This window comes from Marixanthomonas spongiae (genome assembly GCF_003095375.1).
GTDB classification, from domain to species: Bacteria; Bacteroidota; Bacteroidia; order Flavobacteriales; family Flavobacteriaceae; genus Marixanthomonas; species Marixanthomonas spongiae.
This window is the reverse complement of record NZ_QEHR01000001.1, coordinates 1-25925: the sequence shown is the minus strand read 5'-3', so window position 1 is coordinate 25925 and position 25925 is coordinate 1. Positions and strand designations below refer to the sequence as shown.

28 protein-coding genes are annotated in these 25925 nt (G+C 40.0%); 5 read left to right on the top strand and 23 right to left on the bottom strand.

Annotated elements, in window-relative coordinates; translation table 11 throughout:
* Window positions 1-25 precede the first annotated feature (25 nt).
* From DDV96_RS00140 to DDV96_RS00100, 10 genes are all read right to left on the bottom strand, one after another.
* Entirely contained in the window at window positions 26-151 is a 126-nt protein-coding gene (locus DDV96_RS00140) for a 30S ribosomal protein THX (RefSeq protein WP_116692718.1), read from the bottom strand.
* On the bottom strand, window positions 151-279 hold the full coding sequence (locus DDV96_RS16055) for a hypothetical protein (protein ID WP_262497860.1): 129 nt from the start codon (window positions 277-279) through the stop codon (window positions 151-153). Before DDV96_RS16055 ends, DDV96_RS00140 begins: the two co-directional genes overlap by 1 nt.
* Before the next feature lie 91 nt (window positions 280-370).
* Window positions 371-1132 carry a tryptophan synthase subunit alpha gene (gene trpA, locus DDV96_RS00135; protein WP_116692717.1) on the bottom strand — a complete coding sequence of 254 codons (762 nt, stop codon included), beginning with the start codon at window positions 1130-1132 and terminating at the stop codon, window positions 371-373.
* Complete coding sequence (gene trpB / locus DDV96_RS00130; protein WP_116692716.1) at window positions 1132-2313, bottom strand: tryptophan synthase subunit beta; 1182 nt, start codon at window positions 2311-2313, stop codon at window positions 1132-1134. Before trpB ends, trpA begins: the two co-directional genes overlap by 1 nt.
* On the bottom strand, window positions 2310-2921 hold the full coding sequence (locus tag DDV96_RS00125; protein WP_116692715.1) for a phosphoribosylanthranilate isomerase: 612 nt from the start codon (window positions 2919-2921) through the stop codon (window positions 2310-2312). The genes trpB and DDV96_RS00125 overlap by 4 nt, the downstream gene beginning before the upstream one ends.
* A gap of 73 nt (window positions 2922-2994) precedes the next feature.
* Window positions 2995-3774, bottom strand: a complete 780-nt coding sequence (trpC, locus tag DDV96_RS00120) for an indole-3-glycerol phosphate synthase TrpC (protein ID WP_116692714.1) — start codon at window positions 3772-3774, stop codon at window positions 2995-2997.
* A gap of 3 nt (window positions 3775-3777) precedes the next feature.
* Window positions 3778-4770 carry an anthranilate phosphoribosyltransferase gene (gene trpD / locus DDV96_RS00115; RefSeq protein WP_116692713.1) on the bottom strand — a complete coding sequence of 331 codons (993 nt, stop codon included), beginning with the start codon at window positions 4768-4770 and terminating at the stop codon, window positions 3778-3780.
* A 78-nt stretch (window positions 4771-4848) separates the two neighbouring features.
* Window positions 4849-6333 carry a cysteine--tRNA ligase gene (cysS, locus tag DDV96_RS00110; protein ID WP_116692712.1) on the bottom strand — a complete coding sequence of 495 codons (1485 nt, stop codon included), beginning with the start codon at window positions 6331-6333 and terminating at the stop codon, window positions 4849-4851.
* A gap of 166 nt (window positions 6334-6499) precedes the next feature.
* The gene (folE, locus tag DDV96_RS00105; RefSeq protein WP_116692711.1) at window positions 6500-7177 is read right to left on the bottom strand and encodes a GTP cyclohydrolase I FolE; all 678 of its coding nucleotides are present in this window, start codon (window positions 7175-7177) and stop codon (window positions 6500-6502) included.
* Between the two features lie 182 nt (window positions 7178-7359).
* On the bottom strand, window positions 7360-7755 hold the full coding sequence (locus DDV96_RS00100; RefSeq protein ID WP_116692710.1) for a DUF1573 domain-containing protein: 396 nt from the start codon (window positions 7753-7755) through the stop codon (window positions 7360-7362).
* A gap of 127 nt (window positions 7756-7882) precedes the next feature.
* Here DDV96_RS00100 and DDV96_RS00095 point away from each other — a divergent pair, with 127 nt between their 5' ends.
* On the top strand, window positions 7883-10513 hold the full coding sequence (locus DDV96_RS00095) for a valine--tRNA ligase (protein ID WP_116692709.1): 2631 nt from the start codon (window positions 7883-7885) through the stop codon (window positions 10511-10513).
* Window positions 10514-10610: 97 nt separating this feature from the next.
* Window positions 10611-10853: a hypothetical protein gene (locus DDV96_RS00090; RefSeq protein ID WP_116692708.1), complete on the top strand. Its 243-nt coding sequence runs from the start codon at window positions 10611-10613 to the stop codon at window positions 10851-10853.
* Window positions 10854-10954: 101 nt separating this feature from the next.
* On the opposite strand, the gene DDV96_RS00085 is transcribed toward DDV96_RS00090, so the two are convergent.
* The 6 genes from DDV96_RS00085 to rsfS all read right to left on the bottom strand — a co-directional run bounded on the left by DDV96_RS00085 (window position 10955) and on the right by rsfS (window position 15816).
* Window positions 10955-11221, bottom strand: a complete 267-nt coding sequence (locus DDV96_RS00085; RefSeq protein ID WP_116692707.1) for an acyl-CoA-binding protein — start codon at window positions 11219-11221, stop codon at window positions 10955-10957.
* Window positions 11218-11868, bottom strand: coding sequence for a phosphatidylserine decarboxylase family protein (locus DDV96_RS00080; RefSeq protein WP_116692706.1), 651 nt, complete (start codon window positions 11866-11868; stop codon window positions 11218-11220). Before DDV96_RS00080 ends, DDV96_RS00085 begins: the two co-directional genes overlap by 4 nt.
* The gene (locus DDV96_RS00075) at window positions 11858-12685 is read right to left on the bottom strand and encodes a phosphatidate cytidylyltransferase (protein WP_116692705.1); all 828 of its coding nucleotides are present in this window, start codon (window positions 12683-12685) and stop codon (window positions 11858-11860) included. Before DDV96_RS00075 ends, DDV96_RS00080 begins: the two co-directional genes overlap by 11 nt.
* A 1-nt stretch (window position 12686) precedes the next feature.
* A complete protein-coding gene (locus DDV96_RS00070; RefSeq protein WP_116692704.1) occupies window positions 12687-13292 on the bottom strand; it encodes an LUD domain-containing protein in 606 nt (201 codons plus the stop codon).
* Between the two features lie 89 nt (window positions 13293-13381).
* Window positions 13382-15430 (bottom strand): ATP-dependent zinc metalloprotease FtsH, encoded by a 2049-nt coding sequence (gene ftsH, locus DDV96_RS00065; protein WP_116692703.1) that lies wholly within the window; start codon window positions 15428-15430, stop codon window positions 13382-13384.
* 14 nt (window positions 15431-15444) lie between these two features.
* Window positions 15445-15816 (bottom strand): ribosome silencing factor, encoded by a 372-nt coding sequence (rsfS, locus tag DDV96_RS00060; protein WP_116692702.1) that lies wholly within the window; start codon window positions 15814-15816, stop codon window positions 15445-15447.
* Window positions 15817-15899: 83 nt separating this feature from the next.
* Here rsfS and DDV96_RS00055 point away from each other — a divergent pair, with 83 nt between their 5' ends.
* Window positions 15900-16631 (top strand): biotin--[acetyl-CoA-carboxylase] ligase, encoded by a 732-nt coding sequence (locus tag DDV96_RS00055; protein WP_165805935.1) that lies wholly within the window; start codon window positions 15900-15902, stop codon window positions 16629-16631.
* 113 nt (window positions 16632-16744) lie between these two features.
* Here DDV96_RS00055 and DDV96_RS00050 read toward each other — a convergent pair whose 3' ends face one another.
* Both DDV96_RS00050 and pyrE read right to left on the bottom strand, forming a co-directional pair.
* Window positions 16745-17137 carry an SRPBCC family protein gene (locus tag DDV96_RS00050; protein WP_116692700.1) on the bottom strand — a complete coding sequence of 131 codons (393 nt, stop codon included), beginning with the start codon at window positions 17135-17137 and terminating at the stop codon, window positions 16745-16747.
* Window positions 17138-17163: 26 nt separating this feature from the next.
* Entirely contained in the window at window positions 17164-17814 is a 651-nt protein-coding gene (gene pyrE / locus DDV96_RS00045; protein WP_116692699.1) for an orotate phosphoribosyltransferase, read from the bottom strand.
* A gap of 7 nt (window positions 17815-17821) precedes the next feature.
* Here pyrE and DDV96_RS00040 point away from each other — a divergent pair, with 7 nt between their 5' ends.
* Window positions 17822-18451: an NUDIX hydrolase gene (locus DDV96_RS00040; protein ID WP_116692698.1), complete on the top strand. Its 630-nt coding sequence runs from the start codon at window positions 17822-17824 to the stop codon at window positions 18449-18451.
* On the opposite strand, the gene DDV96_RS00035 is transcribed toward DDV96_RS00040, so the two are convergent.
* Complete coding sequence (locus DDV96_RS00035; RefSeq protein WP_116692697.1) at window positions 18413-20161, bottom strand: M14 family metallopeptidase; 1749 nt, start codon at window positions 20159-20161, stop codon at window positions 18413-18415. The two genes, DDV96_RS00040 and DDV96_RS00035, sit on opposite strands and share 39 nt — an antisense overlap.
* 145 nt (window positions 20162-20306) lie before the next feature.
* On the opposite strand from DDV96_RS00035, the gene DDV96_RS00030 reads away from it, so the two are divergent.
* Window positions 20307-21224: a T9SS type A sorting domain-containing protein gene (locus tag DDV96_RS00030; protein WP_165805934.1), complete on the top strand. Its 918-nt coding sequence runs from the start codon at window positions 20307-20309 to the stop codon at window positions 21222-21224.
* A gap of 441 nt (window positions 21225-21665) precedes the next feature.
* Here DDV96_RS00030 and rplT read toward each other — a convergent pair whose 3' ends face one another.
* From rplT to thrS, 4 genes are all read right to left on the bottom strand, one after another.
* Window positions 21666-22010 (bottom strand): 50S ribosomal protein L20, encoded by a 345-nt coding sequence (gene rplT, locus DDV96_RS00025; protein ID WP_116692695.1) that lies wholly within the window; start codon window positions 22008-22010, stop codon window positions 21666-21668.
* 126 nt (window positions 22011-22136) lie between these two features.
* The gene (rpmI, locus tag DDV96_RS00020; protein WP_116692694.1) at window positions 22137-22334 is read right to left on the bottom strand and encodes a 50S ribosomal protein L35; all 198 of its coding nucleotides are present in this window, start codon (window positions 22332-22334) and stop codon (window positions 22137-22139) included.
* Between the two features lie 110 nt (window positions 22335-22444).
* Window positions 22445-22963: a translation initiation factor IF-3 gene (gene infC / locus DDV96_RS00015; RefSeq protein ID WP_262497868.1), complete on the bottom strand. Its 519-nt coding sequence runs from the start codon at window positions 22961-22963 to the stop codon at window positions 22445-22447.
* Between the two features lie 80 nt (window positions 22964-23043).
* Window positions 23044-24993 carry a threonine--tRNA ligase gene (thrS, locus tag DDV96_RS00010; protein WP_116692692.1) on the bottom strand — a complete coding sequence of 650 codons (1950 nt, stop codon included), beginning with the start codon at window positions 24991-24993 and terminating at the stop codon, window positions 23044-23046.
* Between the last annotated feature and the right edge of the window lie 932 nt (window positions 24994-25925).

Here is a 25925-nt window from a genome sequence, read left to right as displayed (position 1 = left end):
AAGGTAAAACGGAAAAGGGAAACGATTACTTGTTTTTTGTACCCTTTACGGTTTTGGGCTTTATTTTAAATTTACCTCTCTTTGGGCGCAATTTTCCGTAACTGCCAATGGCAATTTTACCTCGTTTGGTTTTTTTATCGCCTTTTCCCATTATTCTTTATTTTGTTGTTTTTTAATGGTTTTTTCATCAATATCCACCTCGTTGGTTTTTTGATTTGGTTTTCCAGTGGGATTGGTAGGGTTCTCTTGCTTTTCTTTACGTTCAAACTTCTTAGCCATAATAGATTGTTTTAAATTTATATTTCAATCATAAAAGCTAAAAAACTTCCTTCACAATTTATATTAAATGCCTACTAAAGTATGGTTAAAATTACCGTAACCTATTTATGAAGGGATGTATGCCGACAATACCGTCTGTGGTAAGCGCTTTAATGAACGCACTGCCTATAATGGCTCCCTTGGCATATTTGGTTGCAATATTGAACGTTTCGGCATTGTTGATGCCAAAACCAACAATCTGGGGATTTTTAAGTTGTAATCCTTCAATTCTGTTGAAATAAGCAATTTGTTCATCGTTAAATCCGGATGTTTTTCCTGTGGTGCTGGCACTGCTTACCATATAGATAAATGCGTTTGAGGCTTTATCGATTTCCATTATCCGTTTTACCGAAGTTTGCGGGGTAATCAAAAATATGTTGGCGAGATTATATTTTTCAAAGGTCAAGCGATAATGCAAGTTGTATTCGGCTAAAGGCAAATCTGGTAAAATAAGACCATCAATACCAATATCGGCACATTTCTTACAGAATGCTTCCACGCCATATTGCAAAACAGGATTAAAATACCCCATAATAATCAAAGGAATGGAAATTTGCTCTCGAACACCTTTAAGTTGGTCGAACAAAACTTCGGTGGTCATCCCATTTTTTAAGGCTTGGGTAGAACTGGCTTGTATAGTAGGGCCATCGGCCAATGGATCGCTGAAGGGCAGGCCTATTTCAACCATATCTACGCCGTTTTTTTCCAAGGCTTTCAAAATAGGAATAGTATCCTCCAAGTTTGGATAGCCAGCCGTAAAATAAATAGACAATAGCTTGTTGCCTTGCTGTAAGGTTTCTTGTAATCGTTTCATTATAGGTTGAAATAATCAATATATGTATTTAAATCTTTGTCTCCGCGACCGCTTAAATTTATAACCACGATGTCGTCTTTTTTAAATGGCCTGTTTTTAAAAATAGCAAGTGCGTGGCTGGTTTCAATAGCAGGGATAATGCCCTCTAGTTTACTTAATTCCAGACCGGCTTCCATAGCTTCGGTATCGGTAATCGAAATAAACTCGCCACGACCACTGGCATATAAATGGGCGTGCATGGGGCCTACGCCCGGATAATCCAAACCGGCCGAAATAGAATAGGGTTCGGTAATCTGCCCATCGGCTGTTTGCATCAATAAGGTTTTGCTGCCGTGGATAATACCGGGTTTACCTAAAGCAGAAGTAGCGGCACTTTCGCCACTCTGTATCCCTTTGCCGGCAGCTTCAACGGCAATAATGCCTACGTTTGGCCGGTCTAAATAATGGTAATAAGCTCCGGCAGCATTGCTTCCGCCGCCTACACACGCAACAACATAGTCTGGATTTTCTCTTACTTCCTTTTCCTGCAATTGTGTTTTTATTTCTTCAGAAATTACGCTTTGAAATCGTGCTACCATATCAGGATAGGGATGTGGCCCCACCACACTGCCAATGATGTAATGGGTGTTGGTGGGATTGTTTATCCAATCGCGAATGGCCTCATTGGTTGCATCTTTTAACGTTTTGCTGCCGCTTGTGGCTGGAACTACGGTAGCCCCAAGCATTTTCATGCGTGCTACGTTGGGTGCTTGCCGTTCCATATCAATAGCGCCCATATATACAATGCAAGCTATTCCCATAAGCGCACATACAGTAGCCGTGGCTACGCCGTGTTGTCCTGCTCCGGTTTCAGCAATAATACGGTTTTTGCCCAAATGCTTGGCCATGAGTATCTGTCCAATTGTATTGTTTACTTTATGTGCTCCAGTATGGCATAGGTCTTCCCTTTTTAAATAGATTTTAGTATTGTATTTTTCTGAAAGGCGCTTGGCATAATATAATGGAGTAGGGCGACCTACGTACTCTTTGAGCAGTTCTTTGAATTTCTTTTGAAAACTAAGTTCTTGCATGACAGCAAGATAGTTTTGCCGCAGTTCTTCTACGTTTGGGTAAAGCATTTCGGGAATATAAGCCCCGCCAAACTCACCATAATACCCTTTTTCGTTTACGTGGTAGCTCATACGTTTGATTGTAATGTGTTCAGTTTTTCCATAAACAGTTGCAGTTTATTGGTGTTTTTTAATCCGGGTTGGTCTTCAAATTTACTGTTTACATCAACAGCCACAATGGGAAGGTCGGTCTTCAGTATTTCTGAAAGCTGGTCTAATTCGTCTAATCCAATGCCTCCGCTGAGCACAATTGGTGTTGAGGAAGGATATTCTTCTAAAATTTTCCAATTGAAGGTGTAGCCGTTTCCCCCTTTTGCCTTTCCCTTGGTATCAAAAAGAAAAGCCGAAACATAGGGTTCGTAATTTTTTAATACCGAAAAGTCAAAGGTGTCTTTAATGCTGAAAACTTTCCAAATGGCAGTAGTTGTTTTTCTGTTCAAAGCCAGTTTTTTACAGAAATCTGCAGACTCTTCCCCGTGCAATTGAATGACGTCTAATTGCAATTGTGCTACCCGTTCCTTTATTTCGATATGGGTAGCGTTTACAAATACTCCCACCTTTTTTATCGATTTGGGCAACAAAGGGATGTCACCTTTATAATTGCGTGGTGAGCCTTTGTAGAAAATAAACCCCAAATAATCTGGATACAGCGCAGCTACCTCCGTAGGGTTATGTTTCATACCGCAGATTTTTAGTTTTGGTGTGTTCATCTTCAACATAATTTGGCCCTATACCTTACAGCTCTTTTAAAACTTACAAGGATGCAATAAAATTTCTTGCGCTTTCACCGGGATTATCGGTTTTCATAAAGGTTTCGCCTATTAAAAAACCTTTGTAACCATAATCTTGCAATGTTTTCATGGTTTGAGGATCGCTGATGCCGCTTTCTGAAATTTTTATAAAATCATTCGGTATTTTTTCTGAAAGTGCTTTGCTCACCTCGATGGAAACCTCAAAGTTTTTTAAATTTCGGTTGTTCACGCCCAACATATCAACGGTTGGCAACAAAGAACGTTGCAACTCTTCTTCATTATGAACTTCCAACAAAACATCCAGTCCCAACTGCTTGGCGGTTTTTGAAAATTGCTTCAACTGATTATTGCTTAAAGCAGCGGCAATCAACAGAATAGCATCGGCTCCATACGCTCTTGCTTCATAGATTTGATAGGGATCGATAATAAATTCTTTACGCAACAAGGGAATATCCACACAGTTTCTGGCCAATGCCAAATCGTCCAATGATCCGCCAAAATACTTGGTATCTGTTAACACCGAAATACCACAAACACCAGCTTTCTTATAGCCACTGGCAACTTCAGGCAAATTAACTTGGTCGTTAATGACCGATTTGCTGGGCGACCTTCTTTTGTGTTCGGCAATAATCCCCGTTCTGGAATGGTTTAAGGCAGCCGCCAATGAAATAGGAGAGCGGACAAATGCTTTTGACTTTTCTAAAACCGAAATAGGGAAAAGCGCTTTTTTGGCATTGACTTCTTTTAATTTATTCTGAATGATGTGGTCTAAAATAGTCATATATTAAGCACTCAGTTTTTGAAGTTTTTGCAATACTTGCAAGGCTTTTCCAGATTGTAACGACTCTTTTGCTTGTTCGATTCCCGTTTCAATACCGCATTGTTTGGCAACCGAAATAGCCATCCCGGCATTGGCGCAAACCACATTGTTTTGCTCTTCGGTTCCGTGCCCTGAAATAATTGTTTTAAATAGTTCAGCAGATGATTCCACCGTATCGCCACCGTAAATAGCAGATTGTTCGATGCTGCTGAAACCGAAATCTTCTGGCTTCATGGTGCTTTCCGAAGTATTTGAAATAACTTTTACGGGACCAGTCAGTGAAATTTCATCGTATCCGTCCATGGCGTGCAAAATAGCGTAATTTTTACTGCTTTTTTGATACATATAGCCGTATAAGCGTGCCAATTGCAAATTGAACACACCCACTAACTGGTTTTTGGGAAATGCAGGATTTACCATAGGGCCCAACATATTGAAAAACGTTTTTACGGCTAAATCCCTTCTAATTGGGGCAACGCTTTTCATAGCGGGGTGGAAAAGCGGGGCGTGCAAAATACAGATGCCTGCCTCGTCAAGACTTCGTTTTAAAAAATCGGTTTCGTTACTGAATTGTATCCCCAATTGTTCCATAACATTGCTGCTGCCGCTTATGGAGGACACCCCATAATTACCGTGTTTGGTAACCAAAACACCTGCTCCGGCTGTAACAAAAGAGGAGAGCGTGGAAATATTAAACGTGTTTTTACTGTCGCCACCGGTTCCGCAGAGGTCTATGGTGTTGTACCCCGATAAATCTACCTTTAAGCAAAGGTCTAATAAAGCGTCGCGAAAGCCTTCCAATTCTTCAAGAGTGACGTTTCGCATCATGAAAACGGTTAAAAAAGAGGCAATCTGGCTTTGGTTAAACTTTCCTTCACTAATGGAAACTAAGATGTTTCGGGCTTCTTCTTTGGTTAACTGCTCGTGATTTATAAGTCTGTTAAGTACTTGCTTCATTTTATTTTGGATATGGCGAAATAGAGCTCGAAAGTCTTCAAGAACTTTGAGGTCTGGTTAGAAAGCCTAACATGATGATTAATTAAGTGAAAAGGTAGTGCCGTCTTTTCCGTCTTTAAGCTGTATGCCTGCTTTTTGCAATTCGTCCCTAATTTTGTCGCTCGTTTCAAAATCCTTGTTGGCACGGGCTTTGTCCCTCAACTGGATCAATAATTTAATGGTTTCACTCAATTTATTGCCGTCCTGAGCGGTGCTTTCAGCTATATCGACCAATCCTAACACATCGAAAATAAAATCCTGCATGGTTTGTTTCAACAACTGCAGGTCTTTTTCTGTAATGATCTCGGAACCGTCTAACACTGAATTGATGAATTTAGCTCCCTCGAACAACTGTGCAATAAGAATCGGGCTGTTAAAGTCGTCATTCATGGCATCATAACACGATTGACGCCAACGGGTTACGTCGATACTGCTGCTTTCTGAAGTTTTTACCCCGCCAATGGAGCGATAAGCATCCATTAAGCGATTAAAGCCTTTTTCGGAAGCTTCTAATGCCTCTTTTGAAAAATCCAAAATACTTCGGTACTGCGCTTGATACATAAAAAATTTGACCACAGTAGGTGCAAACGGCTTGTTGAAAATATCGTTGTCGCCCGAAAACATATCCCGTGGAAGAATAAAGTTTCCAGTGGATTTCGACATTTTTTTACCATTAAGCGTCAACATATTGGCGTGCATCCAATAATTTACTGGATTTTGACCATTAGAAGCTTCGGCTTGTGCAATCTCACATTCATGATGTGGAAACTTTAGATCCATACCACCGCCGTGGATGTCAAATTGATTGCCCAGATATTTTGTGCTCATTACGGTACATTCTAAATGCCAGCCAGGGAAACCGACACTCCATGGCGAAGGCCAACGCATAATGTGTTCGGGATCGGCTTTTTTCCAAAGGGCAAAATCCTGAGGGTTCTTTTTATCGCTCTGCGCGGCAAGTTCCCGGGTATTGGCGATCATATCTTCTAAATTCCGTCCGCTTAAAATGCCGTATTTGTGGTCTTCGTTGTACTTCATCACGTCAAAATAAACAGAGCCGTTTTTTTCATACGCATAGCCTTGTTCTATAATGTTTTCCACAATCTGTATTTGTTCAACAATATGTCCGGTAGCTGTGGGTTCAATACTTGGCGGATGGGCATTGAAGGTTTTCATGATATTATGGAAATCGACCGTGTATTTCTGAACCACTTCCATAGGCTCCAATTGTTCGATCCGGGCTTTTTTCAAAATTGGGTCGTCACCACTTTCCCCGTCGTTTTCAAGATGACCGGCGTCAGTGATATTTCGAACATAACGAACTTTATATCCAAGATGTTTCAGGTACCGAAAAACAAGGTCGAATGATAAAAACGTACGGCAATTTCCCAAATGGACATTGCTGTAAACCGTAGGGCCACACACGTACATGCCGATAGCACCCTCGTTTATGGGAACGAATTTCTCTTTCTTTTTAGAAATGGAATTGTAAATGGTAAGTTCTTGTTCTTCGTAACGTTTCATGTTCTTTGTTGTCGGAAGCCGAAAGACCGGAGACCGTTGTTAATAATTATATATTTCGAAAATATAATCAGTAAATGAATATTTTAAAAGAGCATTTCAATTTTTATCCAGCATCCAGCATCCAGCATCCAGCATCCAGCATCCAGCATGTAGCATCAGTCATCCCCTAAAATTCAGTATCCAAATTGATATAATCCAAAAAATCCCGACGTGTTTCGGCGTTTTTAAACTTTCCGCCAAATTCACTGGTAACGGTACTGCTATCTATATCCCTAATTCCTCTGGAGTTGACGCATAAATGTTTGGCGTCGATCACACAAGCAACATCGTCTGTATTTAGTACTTTTTGCAATTCTTTAACCACTTGCATGGTAAGGCGTTCTTGTACTTGCGGGCGTTTTGCGTAATAATCTACAATACGGTTCATTTTTGATAATCCTACAACCGTGCCGTTTGAAATATATGCAATATGGGCTTTCCCAACGATAGGAAGCAAATGGTGTTCGCAAGTAGAGTAGAGGGTGATGTTTTTTTCTACTAACATCTCTCCATACTTGTATTTGTTGTCAAAGGTTGAGGCTTTTGGCTTTCGGTCGGGGTGCAAGCCTCCAAAAATTTCTTGAACGAACATTTTGGCAACCCTGTTGGGGGTTCCCTTTAAGCTGTCGTCGGTTAAATCGAGCCCTAACGTGTCCATAATATTATGAACGTCTTTTTTAATACGTTCAATTTTTTCTATGTCACTAAGTTCGAAAGCATCAGGGCGCAACGGGGTTCCAGTAGCGCTGCCTACGTGGTCATCGCCCATGGCTTCAATTTCTTGTAGTTGTTTTTCTAAATCCATCTGTTGTTGTAAGTGTGGTCTATAAACTGTTTGCAAAGATAGGCAATCGGCTTAGGCTATAAAAAATTGGGTATTGTTATTTTTAATGTCTTTATTCTATTGCCCTATGGGTATGCAAAAAACCATAAAAACAAAAAAGCCCCACGACAAAGCAGGGCTTTTGTTTCTAATTTAAAAGTACCTTATTTTGTTTTTTCTAAAACACTTTTGTTATCCGACAAAACGGTTCCTTTTATTTTCAAGGCTTTAACGGGCTGATCGGCATTGGAATACACGGTTACGGTCTTCCTAATGGGGCCAACGCGTTTTGTATCGTATTCTACTTGAATTTCGCCAGTTTCCCCAGGGGCCACGGCTTTTTCAGGTTTTTTTGGAACGGTACAACCGCAGCTCGATTTAACATCGGTTACCACCAGAGGCGCATCGCCCACATTGGTAAATTCAAAAACACGAACGCCATCGCTTCCTTTAGCGATCTCGCCGTAGTCTATGGTTTCAGATTTAAATTCAAATTTTGCTTGTGCATTGGCGGCAAGTCCAAATAAAGCTACAAATGCAATTAATGCTAATTTTTTCATGATTTCTAAGATTTAGAGTATGCTAATGTACATATCTTTCATGCAATCTGCAAAATAACTTATTCACTTTTATAATCTTGCAGATATAGCTACTTTTGCATACTTAGTTCAAAAATTAGACCAAATTATGGCAATAACGGCAAAATATAACGCTCAAGATATTGAAAACAAGTGGTATGACCACTGGATGAAGAATGGTTATTTTCATTCTGAAGTAAACGAAAAAGAACCGTATGCCATAGTAATTCCGCCTCCAAACGTGACAGGAGTGTTACACATGGGGCATATGCTCAACAATACCATACAAGATGTATTGATACGCAGAGCGCGTTTAAAAGGCTATAACGCCTGTTGGGTGCCGGGTACCGACCACGCATCCATTGCTACCGAAGCAAAAGTTGTGGCAAAATTGAAAGATGAAGGGATTGATAAAAACAGCCTGACCCGAGAAGAATTTTTAGAGCACGCTTGGGAATGGACCCACAAACACGGCGGAATCATTCTTGAACAATTAAAAAAACTGGGCGCTTCTTGCGATTGGGAACGTACTAAATTTACGATGGATGACGATATGTCAGCCTCTGTGATCAAGGTTTTTGTGGATTTATACCAAAAAGGACATATTTACCGTGGCTACAGAATGGTAAACTGGGATCCACAGGCCCAGACCACCCTTTCTGACGAAGAGGTGATCCATATTGAAAAACAAGGCAATTTATACTACCTGAACTATAAAATCGAAAGAAGCGAAGAAACTTTAACCATCGCTACCACACGGCCAGAAACCATTTTGGGCGATACCGCAATCTGTATCAATCCTAACGATGAACGCTTTACTCATTTAAAAGGAAAAAACGCCATTGTACCTATCTGCAACCGGGTGGTTCCCATTATTGAAGATGAATATGTCGATCTGGAGTTTGGTACCGGATGTTTGAAAGTAACACCTGCCCATGATGAAAACGATAAGATGCTGGGCGATAAGCACAATTTGGAAATCATCGATATTTTAAACGACGATGCTACCTTAAACCAATACGGACTTCATTATCAAGGAAAAGACCGCTTTACCGTACGCAAGGAAATTGTGGCCGAATTAAAGGAAATGGGCGTTCTCGCCAAAGTGGAGCAGCACACCAACAAAATAGGGACGAGTGAACGTACCGGCGCGGTGATCGAACCAAAATTGAGCGACCAATGGTTTTTAAAAATGAAAGAACTGGCCCAGCCTGCACTTGATGCCATTCTTGAAAAAGATATTCAGTTGGTGCCAGAGAAATTCATCAACACCTACCGCCATTGGATGGAAAATGTACGCGATTGGAACATTTCACGGCAACTGTGGTGGGGCCATCAAATCCCTGCCTATTACTACGGAAGCGGGAAAGGAGATTTTGTAGTGGCAGAAACCGCCGAAGCAGCGTTGCAGTTAGCTAAGGAACAATCGGGCAATGATGCATTAAAAGCCACCGACCTCATTCAGGACCCCGATGCGTTGGATACGTGGTTTTCTTCTTGGTTGTGGCCCATTAGTGTGTTCAATGGAATTTTAGAGCCCGACAATGAAGAAATAAACTATTATTACCCTACCAGGGATTTAGTGACTGCCCCAGAAATTTTGTTCTTCTGGGTGGCACGAATGATCATCGCAGGTTATGAATACCGTGACGAAAAACCGTTTAATAGTGTGTATTTAACCGGGATTGTACGCGACAAGCAACGACGGAAAATGAGCAAGTCCTTAGGAAACTCGCCAGACCCTATTGAGCTGATGAACAAGTACGGCGCCGATGGCGTTCGGGTAGGGATGCTGTTGAGCTCGCCCGCCGGAAACGATTTAATGTTTGAAGAAGAATTGTGCAAACAGGGGAGCAGTTTCGTAAACAAAATATGGAATGCCTATCGATTGATCGACGGTTGGGATGTTTCAGATGACAAAGTAGAAACCGAGACCGATGCCATTGCCATCGATTGGTATAAAAACAAATTTGCGAAAACTCTTGCCGAGATTGAAGACCATTACGGCAAATACCGTATTAGTGATGCACTTATGGCCACCTATAAATTGGTATGGGACGATTTTTGCTCTTGGTTGCTCGAGATGTTGAAACCTGGTTTTGGAGAGCCAATCTCGGCTGCTACACATAAAAAAGTAATCGCGGTGTTAGAAGATAATTTAAAGTTGATGCATCCGTTTGTGCCGTTTGTTTCTGAAGAAATTTGGCAAAACATTACAACGCGCACCAAGGAAGAAGCTTTGATTATTGCTGAGTGGCCAAGTGATTCAGGTTATGATGAAAAACTGATAAAAGACTTCGAATTTGCCCAGGACGTGATTTCTGGCATCAGGACCATAAGGAAAGAAAAGAATATTTCTTTCAAAAATACCATTTCGGTTTCCGTGATCAATAATGAAAAAACCGATACTACTTTCGATTCGGTGATAATAAAAATGGGGAACCTTTCTGAACTGAATTATGTCACCAAAAAAATTGATGGCGCATTGACCTTTAGGGTAAAAAGCAACGAATATTTCATACCTATTGAAGGTGCAATTGATGTAGCAGATGAAATAGCCAAATTGAACGAAGAGCTCAGCTATACCGAAGGCTTTTTGAAAAGCGTTCAAGGAAAACTGAAAAACGAACGTTTTGTGAACAATGCTCCTGAAAAAGTGGTTGCCATGGAAAAGCAAAAGGAAGCAGATGCGCTGGCTAAAATTGAAACCATAAAAGCAAGTTTAGCATCCCTTAAATAGGCAAAAGGCGTTAAATTTTCTTAATTTCCTACAAACAAGGCGTTAATTTTCTTTTGAATACAACGCATTGCCTGTAATTTGAGTAAAAATCATAATTATGGACCAGGCAAAGTATGACCAAATGCAAGGGATGTTGAATAAATTGGAAGATATTAAAAACAGCCAAGAAAGCATTATTGACAAAATTAACCACGTAATAACCGACCTTTTTCAAAATCCGGACAAAGACTTGGAGAAAGCAATGGAAGAGGCCCATGAAAAAGCATCGGCCAATGTGGATAAAATTGCAGAAGCTATTGATGAATATGAAATAAAATTCAACAAAGCGCAACAGCAATAACTATATTGTTTTAGCTATTATTCAGTATTGCTATCCCAGTCATTCCGAAGTCATTTCGACAAGAGGATACTACGCCATATTTCGTCTTAAATCGTATTACTTTATTTCCGGTACAAAAAGTAAGTGTTTACCGCTTCTATATACTTTAATTTAGCCTCGCGGGTAGTCATGCCTTTTGTTTGAAACAGCGCATTGGTTTTAAAAGCAGAAATAAGCGGTTTGCTGCTCGGGGTGGGATGTGCATCACTGGTTGCCCGTTTGTAATAAGCGTATAGGCGCAAGAGAACATCTGCGGGAAACGGTTTTTGGTGCGCATTGATGCTATCGACCGCTTTTTTAAAGGCAGTATCTAACTCTTTATCGTTCATGTTGATGCCAATGGGGTAATTCCCCCTTTCACTTTTTGATTTAGGCTCACGTCAATTTTTGCATTCAAAGGTAAAAAAACGTCTACCCGCGAACCAAATTTAATAAATCCGCTGTCGTCTGCCTGGTTTACGGTTTGGCCTTCTTTGGCATAATTGACGATTCGCTTCGCCATGGCACCAGCTATTTGGCGGTGCAGTACATCACCAAATTTTTCCGATTTTACCACTACCGTGGTGCGTTCGTTCTCCTCGGAAGATTTTGGGTGCCAAGCCACTAAAAACTTACCGGGATGGTACTTGCTGTACACCACATCACCACCTACCGGATAACGGGTTACATGCACGTTTACCGGCGACATGAATACCGATACCTGTATTCTTTTTTCGTTGTAGTATTCTTTTTCAAATACCTCTTCTATAACTACAACTTTACCATCAACCGGTGATAATACGTGGTTGTCGTCTGTATTAAAAGCACGTTTGGGGTTTCTGAAAAACTGCAGAATCAATACCAACAGAACGATTAACGAAATAATGATCCCTCCTTTGATAAATGAATTTTCAACGAAGTAGTCGGCCACAAGGCTCAGCACAATACAGAGTACAAGTGCTATTAAAATTATTTTATGTCCTTCTTTATGAAACATAGTAAACTATTTGTAAAAAAGCGTAAATAAAAGGGCTTGCAAAAATGATGCTGTCAAGCCTGTCGTACAATCCGCCGTGTCCGGGCATTAATATCCCGCTGTCCTTAACACCGGCCTGTCTTTTGAATTTTGACTGAATTAAGTCGCCAATGGTGCCAAAGACCGATGCAAAAACGGCCATTAAAATCCAGACCATTAGCGTATATGTCAAGGTAAGCTCGGGCTGGTATGCTTCCAAACACTTAAATATAAGAAAACTTGCCAAAACAGCACCGGCCAATCCGCCAAGAAATCCCTCCACGGTTTTTTTTGGAGATATACGCTCCAAAAGTTTTCTTTTACCGAAGTTCTTGCCAATGAGATAGGCGAATGAATCGTTGAACCAAATCAAGAAAAAAACACCGCCAATCAATTCAGGAATAAAATTACCATCGTGCAACGGAATAAGGGTTAAAAACACAAAGCCGCTTATTAAGTATAGAATAATGGCAACGTACTTCTTCTTTTCAAACATAGGGATTTTACTTACCCAAAGCACGTCCTTTAAAAGAAACAGGTTGACAAAACAGCATAAAATGAGCAGCAAGGTCACGGCATTGTCGTCGAATATGGAATAACTGAAAAAATAAAGAAAACCTGCCAATAAAATATAGGCCAGAATACTTTTTAAGTGTATCAGCTTTAAAAATTCACTTAAGGTAACGATGGAAAGTATAAAGAACAACGCCATAAACCATTCATGCGAGGTAAACATAGAAATAATAACTATCGAAATGTAGAGCACACCCGATAGGGTTCGCACGATAAATTCCTTCATATTATAGGTCTTCCAATAGCAACAAATATAGGTTTTTTGTGCTACTTCCGTAACTCATGAAGTCCTTTTCTTTATCGGTTTCAAAGTCCTGAATGGTAGTGATATTTGTAGGAATCTGTTTGGTATTGCGGTTTTTTATGATGCGCAACCCTTCGCTTATGGTATCGACCAGTTGACTTGTAGTGGCAAAAACAACAAAATTGAACGGCAGTTCGCTCAATTTTTTTTCTTTGATCTGGTTTGATGATAACAGGATAGAACCGTTTTTGGCCACTAAAGATTCACAGGTAGTCAAAAAAAACGTGGTATTGCCCTTTTGGGTAAAGTTGAGGTTGAAACCGTCAAAACGGGAAGCGAGGTTTTTATCTACACAAAAAACATCGCGTTCGTACCAATCGTTTTCAATTAAAATATTGTCAAAAGCCTCTAAAATTTCATCCATGGACTCACAATACAAGAACTTTCCGCCGTTCTTGTTGAAGTTATAGGTAAACTTCTCGTCGATAGGAAGTTTTTCTTCTGGGTAATATTTGCTTGTGTCAGACTGTTTGGCTTTTTCGTCTGACTTGTGTTTCTTGGGGTTTAAAAGTCTCTTAAACAGACTCATGCATTGTTAATTGAGGAGTTTGTAATGCGTTTAACTTCAAATATATGAAATCTAACGATAAGAATTGACCCTTGCAAGCAAAAAGAAGTTTAATTGGTCGCTACCTTTTCTTCTTCGTTCTCTTGGTTTCCTTCGTTGTCGTCGTTATCGTCCTCTTTATTATCGTCTTTTTTATCTATTATTTTATTTTCTTTATCTTTTTTGAAAGGACGTTCACCAAAAATACGCTCTAAACTTTCTTTGAAAATCACTTCTTTTTCAAGCAACTCTTCAGCAAGTTCAGTAAGCTTGTCCTTATTGTTTTCCAGCAAGTCCAAGGCTCTTTGGTATTGCGCTTCAATTAAGTTTGAAATTTCCTTGTCAATTATTTCGGCAGTTTTTTCGCTATAAGGCTTGTTGAAATTATATTCATTTTGCCCACTGGAATCGTAATACGTAAGGTTTCCTACTTTTTCATTAAGGCCATAAATGGTGACCATAGCCCGTGCCTGTTTGGTAATCTTTTCAAGATCGCTTAGGGCACCGGTGCTTATTTTATTGAAGATCACTTTTTCTGCGGCCCTACCTCCCAAGGCGGCGCACATTTCGTCCAGCATTTGCTCGGGACGCACAATTAAACGCTCTTCTGGTAAATACCAAGCAGCACCCAGCGATTGACCGCGGGGTACAATAGTCACTTTTACCAGTGGTGCGGCGTGCTCCAACATCCAACTTACCGTGGCGTGACCGGCTTCGTGATAGGCAATGGCCTTTTTCTCATCTGGAGTGATGATTTTGTTTTTCTTTTCCAAACCGCCTACAATACGGTCCACGGCATCGAGGAAATCTTGCTTGCCAACCGATTCTCTTTCTTTACGAGCAGCGATCAATGCCGCCTCGTTACAAACATTGGCAATATCGGCACCTGAAAAACCTGGGGTTTGCTTTGCCAAGAAGTCTGTATCTAATGAATCGTCTATTTTTAACGGTCGCAAGTGAACTTCAAAAATCTCCTTGCGCTCGCGAACGTCGGGCAGGTCCACATAAATTTGCCTGTCAAAACGCCCGGCACGCATCAAGGCTTTATCCAGTACATCGGCACGGTTGGTTGCGGCCAAAACAATGACATTGGTATTGGTGCCAAAGCCATCCATTTCGGTCAATAACTGGTTCAAGGTGTTTTCCCGCTCATCGTTAGAACCGGAGAAATTGCTTTTTCCCCGAGCTCGGCCAATAGCGTCAATTTCATCGATAAATATAATGGATGGTGATTTTTCCTTGGCTTGTTTAAACAGGTCTCGCACCCGCGAAGCACCCACACCTACGAACATTTCAACAAAATCGGAACCAGACAGCGAGAAAAACGGAACTTTCGCTTCGCCTGCAACAGCTTTTGCCAATAAGGTTTTACCTGTACCTGGAGGGCCAACCAATAAGGCGCCTTTTGGTATTTTACCTCCAAGGGAGGTGTACTTTTCGGGGTTTTTAAGAAAATCTACGATTTCCTGTACTTCTTCTTTGGCTCCTTCTAATCCGGCTACATCTTTAAAGCTCGCTTTTACATCTGTTTTTTCATCAAAAAGCTTGGCTTTGGATTTTCCTATATTGAAAATCTGTCCGCCAGGACCTCCGCCCGAACCGGCAGACATCCTTCTCATAATGAAAATCCAAATAGCGATGATCACCACAAAAGGCAATAGGGTTATCAATAGGTCGCCCCACATATTTTCCTCGGTGTCCCAGACAAGCTGGGTGTCGAGGTTGTTTTCTTCTTTTATCCTGTTAATGTCATTTTCAAAATTCTGTTCATCACCAAATTGAAACTGATAATTAGGATCGTTAGGGCCGGGATCCAGCATACTGTTGCCCGTGGACCTAGAGTGAATATCTTTGCTTTTTGCTTCTTCAGTAAGGAAAACCTTGGCAATTTTATTGTTTACAATCTTGACCTTGGCTACGTCGCCTTCTCTCAAAAACTGTTCAAACTGTGATTTTGTTGTTTTTTCGGGTTGTGCCCAGCTGCCGCCGCCAAAAAATTGTATTCCCATAAACAATAAGAATATGGCCGCATAAATCCAATAATTACTGAATTTCGGTTTCTTGTTCTCTGGCTTGTTGCCCTGGGGCTTATTGCCCTTTTTATTATTTTCTAATGCCATAAGGCTTTTCTTCTTTAGTAAGTTGTTTCAATTTTAACAGATTTGGCGTCTCCCCACAATCCTTCTATATCGTAAAATTCCCGAATATGTTTTTGGAACACATGAACGACCACGTGCACAAAATCCATTAATATCCATTCGGCATTGTTGCTACCTTCAACATGCCAGGGTTTTTCCTTTAATGTTTTGCTAACGGTTTTTTGAATGGAGTTGACAATGGCGTTTACCTGCGTGTTTGAGGAACCATTGCATATAATGAAATAATCGCAAACGGTGTTTTCTATATCCCTAAGGTCCAGAATTTGAATATCTTTCCCCTTTACATCTTCAATCCCTTTTAATATCTGTGTAATAAGTTGATCTGTTTCTTGCTCTTTCTTCGACATTAACCTAATTTAATTTTCGCAAAGTTATTACTTTTTTGTTTCTTGATACCCTAAAAAAAGGATATAGCACTAATATTTTACATGTGAAGATAATCAAACTTAATGCCATTGACTCAACCAATACCTACTTAAAGCAATTAAACAAAGAAGTTTTGCTGGAAGACGAGGTGGTAGTATGTGCAAAACACCAACGGGCAGGACGTGGACAACGCACGGCTATGTGGTATTCAAAAGTAGGGGAAAGCCTTACATTTAGTGTGTTTAAACGTGTTTATAGTTTGCCTGCAGACCAACAGTTTTTGCTGGTTATGCTAACAGCCTTGGCGGTAAAAGATGTTTTAAACAGCCTTGAAGTACCGGCTGTTGCCATAAAATGGCCTAACGACATCTTGTCACGTTCAAAAAAGCTGTGTGGTGTTTTGATTGAAAACACTTTGCAACAGGCAGCCATAACCACCTGTATTTCAGGAATTGGTTTAAATGTAAACCAAACAGGTTTTGACAACCTGCCAATGGCAACATCTATGAGAATATCGACAGGGAAAAAATTTGATGTAGAAGCAGTTTTTCATGCCGTAGCCAATGAAGTGCTCAATAGGCTCAGGAGCATTCCCGAAACTGATTTTCAGGTTATAAAACAGGAATATGAAGCGGCACTTTTCAGAAAAAATAAGGTTTCAACTTTTCAACGGCCTTGCGGAACGCATTTCAACGGGATCATAACCGGAATTGCAGCTTCTGGTGCTTTACTGGTGGAGCATGAAAATGGAGCCATGGAGCAATTTCAGATGAAAGAAATTAAGCTGTTATATTAAGGTTAGTGCCTGTTAACTAGTATTTTGGGCGGTAACCTTTCTGGCTCCACGGGCTACTTATCCTTGTCTGGTGAGTAAGAAACAGAACGAACTTTAATAAAGATATAGCGGCATTAAAGTTTTTCCATATTAGTGGTAAGCGTATCCAAAAATTTTGAAATGGGACTTTTAATCATCATGGCCATCATGCTGTTGAAATCGCCTTCAAATAAAAGCTCGGCCTTAGAGGTGTTGTCATCAACCGGTTCCACATTGGCGGTTAGCGTGAAAGGTAGTTTGTCGCTTATGGCCCCTAAAACCACTTCATTGGGCGGGTTGGATTTTTTTACCTCCAGGGCAATTTCGGGCATGCCTTTTAAGGCAAAGACGAAGGCGTTTTCGCGTATCATTTCAAATTTGTTGATGTTTTCGGGCATGAGTTGCTCAAAATTCTTCACATCACTTAAAAAAAGGCAAAGTTCTTCGCCTGATTTGTTTAAGGTTACTTTTTTACTGGTTAAGTTCATTAAGGTAGTATATGCTTTATTTAGAATTATTTTATTTGTGGGTTCCAATTGGCAGGATCCATTCGCCAAGTGGAAAGCAGTGTTTTTTCTACGGAAGAAATATAACTGGACTTTTCGGCTTGTTGCAATAAGTGGTCGTAATCGCTCAAGGTATGCAGCTCGATGTTGTTTTTGTTGAAATTTTCTTCTGAAACAGAAAAACCATAAGTAAAAATGGCCAGCATCCCCTTTACGTGAAGGTTTGCTTCTTGCAAAGCTTTTGCCGCCATTAAACTGCTGTTGCCTGTACTGATGAGGTCTTCGACAATTACCACATGTTGATTGGGCTGGACAAAGCCTTCAATTTTATTTTGCCGTCCGTGCTTTTTGGCTTCGGGCCTTACATAGCAAAAAGGAAGTCCCAAAGCATCGGCCACCAAAGCGCCTATGCCTATGGCACCAGTGGCTACCCCAGCAATGATATCGGGTTTTCCGTAAAGTACTTCTACTTGTTTTGCCAAGTTTTCCTTGAGGTAATTTCTAATGGTGGGGTAGGAGAGGGTAATGCGGTTGTCGCAATAAATTGGCGATTTCCATCCCGATGCCCACGTAAACGGGTTTTGCGGTTGTAATTTTATTGCATTAATTTGCAATAGCAACTCGGCCGTTTTTTGTGCGGTTTCTTTGTTTAAAATCATACTGCAAATGTATAAAGTTTTTGTTAAAGATATTCCCATAATCCTTTCAACCGAAGAAAATATTGGCGAACAGTATACTTCCATCCCCATTGAATTGGTACGGTTTAAAAAACTGATAAAAAAAATCAATAAAGGCCAGTTGCAGTATGTGAACCTTTACCATAAAAACGAAGAGAAATTGGAACGGTTTCTGCGGAAAAAACTCCCTGTGGTCGAAGCGGCCGGCGGGATGGTCTTCAACGATAAAAAAGAAATCCTTTTTATTTTCCGAAACAAAAAATGGGACCTGCCAAAGGGCAAAATCGAAAAAAGGGAAAGCCATGAAGATGCTGCCGTGCGCGAAGTAAAAGAAGAAACCGGCGTGGATGACCTTGAAGTGCGCGACTTTTTAATGAAAACCTACCATGTATTCAAGCGCAATGGGAAATTTAAATTAAAAGTTACCTATTGGTATAAAATGTACAGCACCTACGAAGATGAACTGCGCCCAGAAGAAAAAGAGGGAATAAAAAAAGCAACCTGGAAAAACTTCGAAAAATCGCAAAAAGCTTTAACCAAAAGCTACGAAAACATCAAGCTGCTTTTTCCGAAGGAATATTTAACCACCCACCCTAACGATAGGGTAACGGAGGTGTGAAGCCTCATAATAGGGCGATTGCTTGTGGATCCAGTCCAGTTGCGCGTACCAATTTTTGGCAAAACTGGGATCGTTTTCCTTTTTGGCCTCAAACGCTTTTTTAATCTCGGGGTTTTCGTTTAAAAACGTTTCGGCCTTGTCTTCCCAAACATAAGGTGAGAACCCTTCTTTTTGCTGTAAAATAGTGTCGAAAAAATTCCAGTTGAAAAACGAATCGGTAGCGGTAGGCTCTAAGGTTTCCACCAAATAACGAACGCCATCTTGGTTGGTTTTAGCCAAATAGTCGCCTTTTTGTATGCGCACTTTTTCGGTGTTGCGGCTTACTTCGGTATTATAATGCAAATAATGACCTTCGTAGGGGTTTTTAACGGTTTCATAGCTTTCGATTTTATATACTTCCGCAGTGATTATTGTGTCTTTTTTCACTTGCTGAAGTTCTATTTTGTTCTGTTTCAGCAAATCGACCACATTCCAGTACCCTTTTGGGATAATGTAATACTCCGGGATGGTAACCGATTTTTTAGACTTAAAATAATCATAATAGGTTATTTCTTTTGTATAGGGTTTGTTGCGGTCGTATTTCAACCGTTTGGCGCCGGTAAGCTTGCTGTCGATTATGTGGCCTTCGTAACCTTTGAATTGTAGGGTGGAGGTTTTGGTGCTGTCCACCTCCCATTGCACAGGATAAGTAGTGCCGGCCTTGTAGGTCATTTTATTGGAGTTGCGTAGCTGCTGTATCAATTCGGCATCTTTATCCACGATATTGATCATGCTTTTCATCAACTCGTATGTACCTTTCACCCGGTCTTTATAGGGTTTCAGCATATGTGTTTCCACCATCATCCCAATGGTGTTGAATAAGGCGGCATAGCCTGTGGAGTACCGTGGTGAATCTTTAAATTGGGAGAATCCGCTTTCGGGCGTTCGGTTAAACACATTAACATATGGGGTGATGTCCCAATTTTTTTGATGAAGCGAGTCCTCTAACTGGGGCATCAACGCTTGATGCACATAAGTGCCCAGTTCGCCGCCCAATTTATCGTGTTGGGTAAATAGGTGGGTAAGTGTGTACTGGTAATCGGCACCGTTGCTTACGTGATTGTCTATAAACACATCGGGCTTCACGGTACGGAAAAGGTTGGTAAAAGCGCGTGCATTTTTGGTGTCGGCTTTTACAAAGTCGCGGTTAAGGTCGTAATTACGCGCATTGCCACGAAAACCATATTCTTTAGGGCCGTTCTGGTTGGTGCGGCTGTGGCTGTTCCGGTTTAGGGCACCTCCAATATTGTAAATGGGAATGACCGATATAATGGTGTTTTTTGGGGCTTCTATTTTTCCTTCGGCCAGATCGCGCATCAATAGCATGGACGCATCGATGCCGTCGGGTTCGCCGGGATGGATACCGTTATTGATAAGCAGCACTATTTTTTCTTCTCTATTGTTGAATTCAGACTCAAAACTGCGGTTGGGGTTAAAGGTTACCAGAGACAAAGGTTCGCCAGCATCGGTTTGTTGCATAGTGTATAGGGCGATAGACCTGTATTGTTTGGCCAAGGTGTTGTAAAAATCCATTACCTGGGTGTAGGTTCCGGTTTTTGTCCCTTTGGTTTTTTCAAATACGGTAGGTTTCAGTTCGTCTTTATTTTGATTGTTTGAGGTACACGAGTACAATACAATGAGTGCGAAACAAATAGCAACTGTTTTTTTCATGAATGCGGGTTCTTTTCAGCAAATATAGTAAGTGCTGGCGGTTTAAGATTTCTTTTTTTAACATTTTATTTATGGATAAATGCTTTTTTTATCGATTCACTTTGTTATATTTGTTGGTAGAATATTAAACTTTAAACTTTTTATTATGAAAAAAATTACATTATTTGCTTTTGCGCTTTTTAGTGTTGGGGCAATTGCACAGACATCAATTTCTGGGAATACAGCTGAAATAACCGCTTCAGGTTCTTCTTCAGCTCCAGAACGAACGGGAGCGGAAATTGTGTTGACAAATTCCAATAACCCAGTTGACGTTACCGATGGCGGGGTTGCTTGCTGGAACTCTGGAGATGGAACATATAGTGAAAACAGTTTTTTCAGATCTTACGATTTGACAGACTATGGCGTTACTGACGGTGATTTTAATATCTCATCTTTAGAGTTTGGACAAGGATCAGCCGATGATGGAAAAGAATTATTTTTGAACGTTTATGTAGCAGACAATATTGATTTAGAAGTAGCTACTTTAGTATTTGTTGATGGGGTTCTTCATACTGCTTCTTCAGCTGATGATCTTAGTTTAGTTACAGTTCCTGCTGATATCACAGTTCCAGGTGGATCTATCGTTGTTTTTGAAGTGAATGCTGGAGATAGTGGAGCAAATGCAGGAGAGACATATTTCCCTGGAAATAATGGAGATGGTGAAACGGCTCCAAGTTATTTACAAGCTGCAGATTGTGGTGTTAACGTGCCTACTCCTGTAGCTGATGTAGCAGGGCAAGAATCTTATGTGATGAATGTAGTAGGAGAGCCGGTTCTTAGTGTTGGTGAAAATGCACTTTCTCAAGTATCTATTTACCCAAACCCAGCATCTGATGTGTTAAACATTAATGCGCCAGCATCTGTAGAAGTTACTGGTGTTGCTATTTATGATGTGTTAGGAAAAAAATCTAACGTATCAATGGTAAATGGTCAAATCAATGTTTCTGGCCTTGCTAACGGAGTTTACATTCTTTCATTAGAAACTAGCGCAGGTACGTTGACTGAAAAAATCGTTAAGAACTAAGTAAAAGCTCTTTAACAGTATCAAAGGCCTCGCAATTGCGGGGCTTTTTTTATTGATATAACCGTGATGATTTAAAGTGCGTTTAGTGAACGGAATATCTAGGACTGATAGTTTATATGGGCAATTATATTTCTTTTTATGGTTAGGAATTAAGTCCTAAAGTAGAATTTATAAAGTGATTGGTTTTGTGGATTGTTTAGAGCCAACCATCTAATAAAAGACATAAAACGTAATCTTAAGCGAAGATATAAAATCTATCAGAGAAAAGATCATAAGATCTTGTTGAAGCGCTTAATCAAAGTGATCAGGTGATAGAGAGAAATTGAATTTTTGATGTGCGCTTTTTTTAGCACTAAAAGTTAAGAGTGATTATACTAAAAAAGCCGCTCAAAAAATAAGAGCGGCTCTTTCGGTATAGTGAAATAAATACAGTTTATAAATTTATTTTACTTTCTCCACAATGGCTTTGAAAGCTTCAGGGTGGTTCATGGCTAAATCTGCAAGTACCTTACGGTTCAATTCGATATCGTTAGCTTTTAACTGTCCCATAAATTTTGAATAAGACATCCCGTGCTGGCGTGCGCCTGCATTAATACGAGTGATCCACAGGGATCTAAAATTTCTCTTTTTTGCTCGGCGGTCGCGATACGAATACTGCATGGCTTTATCAACAGCATTCTTGGCAATCGTCCAAACGTTTTTACGTCTTCCAAAGTAACCTTTGGCTTGCTTAATCACCTTTTTTCTTCGGGCTCTTGAAGCAACTGAATTTACTGATCTTGGCATAATTTTACTAGGTTTTTGTAGCAGGCGATTCTAATTCTGAATTCTGAATTCTGAATTCAAAATTATGAATTCTTTAAATGGCCGTGCTCCAGGGTTTAAATAATTTGTTTTAACCGGTTAAGCGGTTTACTTCATTCGAAGCATTTGCTTAACATTGTCCTCGTCCGCTTTATGTACTAAAGCATCGTGGGTCAATTTTAGCTTGCGTTTTTTAGACTTCTTTGTTAAGATGTGGCTTTTAAACGCGTGCTTTCTTTTAATTTTACCGGTGCCGGTAAGCTTAAATCGCTTTTTTGCACTGGATTTTGTTTTTTGTTTTGGCATGTCTGCTTCTTTTAACTATTTATTTCACTTTAATTTTAATGCTATATTCACAAGAAAAATATCCCTAAGCTCCTGCAAGATTGAATTTTTTCAAGCTGTAAGCTGAAATATTATTTTGATTTCTTGGTAGGAGCCATGAACATGATCATTCGTTTGCCTTCCAATTTTGGCATTTGTTCTACTTTGCCTACATCTTCCAAATCTTGAGCAAGCCTTAATAATAAAATCTCGCCTTTATCTTTATAGATTATGGATCTACCTTTAAAAAAGACATACGCTTTTAACTTTGCGCCGTCTTTTAAAAACTTTTCTGCGTGGTTTTTCTTGAACTCGTAATCGTGATCATCAGTATTGGGACCAAAACGGATTTCTTTTACGACTACTTTAGAGGCTTTGGCTTTTAAGGCTTTTTCCCTCTTTTTTTGTTCATAGACAAATTTCTTGTAGTCCATCACTTTACAAACGGGAGGTTTGGCGTTAGGAGAAATCTCTACTAAATCCAGTCCCATTTCCTGTGCGATTTCCAATGCTTTTTTGGTAGGATAAATATCCATCTCCACATTGTCGCCCACAAGGCGTACTTCGTCTGCTCGAATCTTTTTGTTGATTCGGTGTTGATCTTCTTTAATGACCCTTCGGCCTCTACTTCTTTTTCTTCGTATTGCTATGGCTATAAATTATTTTAGGCCTGTTGAAAAAACAGGTTTGATTAAACTTGTTTAAAATCTACAATATTATTTTCAATTTCCTTGTTAATTAAATCCGAAAATTCAGAAACGGTCATAGTTCCTATGTCTCCGTCGCTGTGTTTGCGTACCGACACCGTTCCATCTGTTTCTTCTTGCTCGCCAACAATGAGCATATAGGGTATTTTATTCATTTCAGATTCCCTGATTTTCTTCCCTATGGTCTCATTTCGGTTATCAACAAGGGCGCGAATTTCGTCATTTTCGAGCAAATTTAAAACTTTTTGGGCGTATTTTTCATATTTTTCGCTTAAAGATAGAATGGCAACTTGCTCGGGCATAAGCCATAAAGGGAAATTACCGCCGGTATGTTCCAGTAAGATAGCGACAAAACGCTCTAAGCTGCCAAAAGGGGCGCGGTGTATCATAATGGGACGGTGCAATTCATTGTCACTGCCTTTATAGGTAAGGTCAAACCGTTCTGGTAATGTGTAATCTACTTGAATGGTGCCCAATTGCCAACTACGGCCCAGTGCATCTTTTACCATAAAATCGAGTTTAGGGCCGTAGAAAGCCGCTTCGCCTGTTTCAACTACAAAATTCAACCCTTTTTCTTTTGCAGCATTGAGAATGGCATTCTCAGCTTTCTCCCAATTTTCATCACTTCCTATATATTTTTCTGGCTTGTCAGGATCGCGTAAAGAAACCTGAGCCGTAAAATCTGCAAAACCCAACGAACCGAAAACATATAGCACCAAATCGATGACGTTCATAAATTCTTCATCCAATTGATCGGGCGTACAAAATATGTGAGCATCGTCCTGGGTAAATCCGCGAACGCGCGTAAGGCCATGCAGCTCTCCGCTTTGCTCATACCTGTAAACTGTTCCAAATTCGGCAAATCGCTTGGGCAAATCTTTATAAGACCATGGTTTGCTATTGTATATTTCACAATGGTGCGGACAGTTCATGGGTTTCAGTAAAAACTCTTCCCCTTCATTAGGAGTATTAATGGGCTGAAAACTGTCCTCACCGTATTTTGCATAATGCCCCGAGGTTACATAGAGCTCTTTTTGGCCAATATGCGGTGTGGCGACCATTTCATATCCAGCTTTCTTTTGTGCTTTTTTGAGAAAATTCTCTAAACGTTCACGAAGAGCAGCTCCCTTAGGAAGCCATAGGGGCAATCCTTGACCTACTTTCTGCGAAAAGGTGAACAGTTCCAGTTCTTTTCCTAATTTTCTATGATCTCTTTTTTTCGCTTCTTCTAATAAAGCAAGATATTCTTTAAGTTCCTTTTGCTTCGGAAATGTGATGCCATAGATACGCGTTAGCTGAGGGTTGTTTTCATCCCCGCGCCAATAGGCCCCGGCAATGCTCATCAATTTAATGGCTTTTACCATTCCCGTATTGGGTATGTGACCGCCTCGGCATAAATCGGTAAACGTGTCGTGATCGCAAAAGGTTATCGTGCCGTCTTCCAGGTTTTCAATTAACTCTATTTTGTATTCGTTACCCTCTTTTCTATAATAGTCCAATGCATCGGCTTTCGAGGACTCACGCATGGAAAATTCGTGTTTTCCGCGGGCAATCTCCAGCATCTTTTTTTCTATGGTAGGGAAATCTTTTTCAGATACACTATGTTCGCCAAAATCCACATCATAATAAAACCCGTTTTCAATTGCCGGGCCAATAGTTAATTTAACGCCTGGGTACAATTCTTCCAAAGCTTGGGCAAGGATATGGGCAGAAGAGTGCCAGAAGGCTTGTTTACCCTCATTATCCCGCCAGGTATACAGTACTAGGCTACCATCTTGGGTAAGCGGTGTGTTGGTTTCTACGGTTTCATTATTGAAAGAAGCCGAAATTACATTCCTGGCCAACCCTTCGCTTATGCTTTTTGCTACATCCATAGGAGTAACGCCAGCTTCAAATTCTTTTACACTTCCATCCGGTAAGGTAATGCGTATCATAATACAGTAATTTAAGCAGCAAAGATACTACTGTTTTAAAAGTCTCACAATATACAATGGGTTAGTTTTTCTTGAAAATAATCGATCCGTTATAATTGTTTTATACTTGCCAAACAGCATAACATTGTATCACGAAGGATTGTATTAGAATGTTTTAGTTATCTATTAACGACCTGTACTGAGCTTGTCGAAGTAAGTGATCTCACGTCTATTATTTGGGCGTTTCTATTTCTTGTAGAAAAAAACAAGAAACAGCCGGGCTTTCTTCAGTCGCTTTTTTTGTTGGTGGTTGAGGGTGTTCGAAGTTCAAAAAAAAAGCGCTCCAACAAAGACTCAATCCCTAACGCAGGGAAAAGTATGAAAAATTGCATATATATTAAGGTATAAAGGAGTGTTTAGAAAGTCGAAAATTAATTTTTCAATTAAAATAAAACAAATCAACTACTTAGCTGTTCAGGTTAAAAAAACTTTAAAAAAAGGGTGTGTTTTGTTTGCAGAAGTAGAAAAGCAATGTATCTTTGCACCCGCTTACAAAAACAACGTAAGAGGTTTTTACAAGCAAACAACGATCTTTAAAATTATTGAAAATAATTTTTAAAAAGTGTTGCAGAATTAAAAAACTGTTGTACATTTGCACCCGCTTAATGAGTCAATAAAAATTGAATCAAAAAGCAGCAAACAACGGTCTAAAAATATTTTGAAATAATTTTTTAAAAGTGTTGCAGAATTAAAAAACTGTTGTACATTTGCACCCGCTAAAATAACGAAATTAATTTAACGTTAAAGCAGCGAAAAATTAGAGAACAAAAGTTCATTGATATATTGAAATTGACAGCGAGACACGGGATGGGAACGTTCCGTGTCGATATTGAAAAACTAAACTAAGTATGACTCTTGAGATTTTTTTGGGTAGGCTTTTTCGTCACGGGTAT